Annotated in this window: 2 protein-coding genes; one reads left to right on the top strand and one right to left on the bottom strand. The window is 67.8% G+C overall.

Translation table 11 applies throughout. From position 1 onward, the window contains the following. The first annotated feature begins 129 nt into the window (after window positions 1–129). Entirely contained in the window at window positions 130–1,266 is a 1,137-nt protein-coding gene (locus VLK61_RS24525; protein ID WP_325424909.1) for a DUF535 family protein, read from the top strand. 27 nt (window positions 1,267–1,293) lie between these two features. Here the strand turns inward: VLK61_RS24525 and VLK61_RS24520 are convergent. Then, window positions 1,294–1,881, bottom strand: a 588-nt coding sequence (locus VLK61_RS24520; protein ID WP_325424907.1) for an XRE family transcriptional regulator, incomplete at its 5' end; no start/stop codon positions are given.

Here is a 1,881-nt window from a genome sequence, read left to right as displayed (position 1 = left end):
AGCGCCGAGTTGCAGATCGTGAGGCGGGCATTGGGTGACGTGCCGCTGGTGGGCTTCTTCGCGGGCGGCGAGATCGCCCGCCACCACCTGTACGGCTACACCGGCGTGCTGACGGTGTTCCGCTGATTCATGGGACGCCGGCCTTCACAGGGGTTGCCTGGCACCTGGGCTGCGGTGCGCTGGGCCATGCAGGCCGGCGCGGCCGGTGGGGGCACGTCGCGCCCGCGCCTGGCCTGGCGGGCCTTCGTGGCAACGATGGGACACCGCCCGGCCCTTCGCCGCTGGATGGAAGTCGTGTACGAGCTGCATTCGCGCGGCATCGTCGAAGATCCCCAAGCCGAATACCTGCGCGCGATCCGGCCCTATGTGCATCGCGGCACCGGTTTTGCCGATCGGATCGTCCAGCTCGTCGACCACATGGACTGGCTGGAAACAGCGTTCCATGCCAAGGCTTTCGAAACTGTGGCTTCGGGCCGGCCGCTGGTGCTGGCCGAGCTGGCGGCGCCGCGCGGCTACGACTTCATGCGGCTGCAGATCCAGCAGGCACCGCCGCAAAGCCCGGAAGGCGAACTGCTGCTCACGCTCAGCCTGCAGCGCTCGGCCGACGTGCAGCACAAGCCACAGCCCGTCGACGCCGGCGTGCTCGCGTTCAGCCGGTTTCGGGTGGATGGCGTTGCCTGCCTCGTGATCGGCGGCGTGCGCGGCCAGCGGCATCCGGTGGTACGTGTGAGCCCGATGGAAATCAGCCAGGCGCTTCAGGGCTGGAAACCGTCGGTGCTGATGATCCGGATGGCGCAGGAACTCGCACGCTACTGGGGCTTGCAGCTGATCGGGCTGGACCCGGCGGCGCACCGCCTGAACGGCTGGTCGTACAAATGGACAAGGCGTTACCGCCACGCGGCCAGGCGCATCTTCGGCAGCTACGACGCGTTGTGGCAGCACTTCGAGGCCACCAATGGCCCGCCGGGCTGGGTCATTGTCCCCATCAACTCCGATGAGAAGCTGGCGGCAACGGCGTTGTCGCCGGAGAAGCGCGCGCGCCAGACCCGCCGCGCCGACTACTGGATCCGCACCCGCAACCTGCTCCGCGCGCAGTTCAGGTTGCTGCTGCAGCGGCCGGGCCGCGAGGCGCGCTTGTCGCGAGTGACCGAGCAGCAGGCGCGCGACAGCGCGGCCGACAGCGTGCTCGAGTCGGACCTGTTTGCCGACGATGACCTGGTCGTGCCGTCCCGCGTGCTGGAGACCGGGCCCGGCACGCTGGTTTAGGGATTCGGCACCCTAGTACCCCCGCGCTCAGCGCTTGAGCGCGACGAACGCACCGAATTCCCAGCTGCGCATCGCCAGCAGCAGCGTGTAGCCCTCGCGGTCCTTGTCCGCCAGCTTCTGGTCGGCCTGGTGCTGCTGCGCGAAGTCCTGCGCCACACGCTGCATCCGTTCGAAGAAGGAGGGCGCGAGGCTGCGGCTGACCGACCCGTGCACCAGCAGCACGCCTTCGCCCAAGCCGTCGAAGCCGCCCGAGAAGTAGTCAAGCACCGCGTTCTCGCGGAAGTAGTTCATCACCGGGCCGTGCGCGCGCCACCTGAAAGTCTTCGCCAGCTTGAGCCGGTAACGATTGAGCGGCCGCAGCTGGATGATGCCGATGCGATCGAGCTGCACGAAGTACTTGATGCACTCGGCCTCGGTCAGCCGGTAGTAGCCGACGATCTGCTCGAGCGTCCATTGCGAGAGCACGCACAGCGCGCACAGCAGCAGCTTCTTGTCGGCCACCACGGCCCGCTCCTGCTCCTGCGTCATTTCCTTTAGCAGGGGCTGAGCGTCCGCTACGCGCCGCGCGAGTTCCGCGAAATCCAGCTTGAGCGCGCGGCAGATCGCATCGATGCG

The organism is Aquabacterium sp. (assembly GCF_035476535.1).
Lineage (GTDB): Bacteria > Pseudomonadota > Gammaproteobacteria > Burkholderiales > Burkholderiaceae_C > Pseudaquabacterium.
Note: the sequence above shows the minus strand (reverse complement) of the source record. Positions and strands in the feature narration are given on the sequence as shown.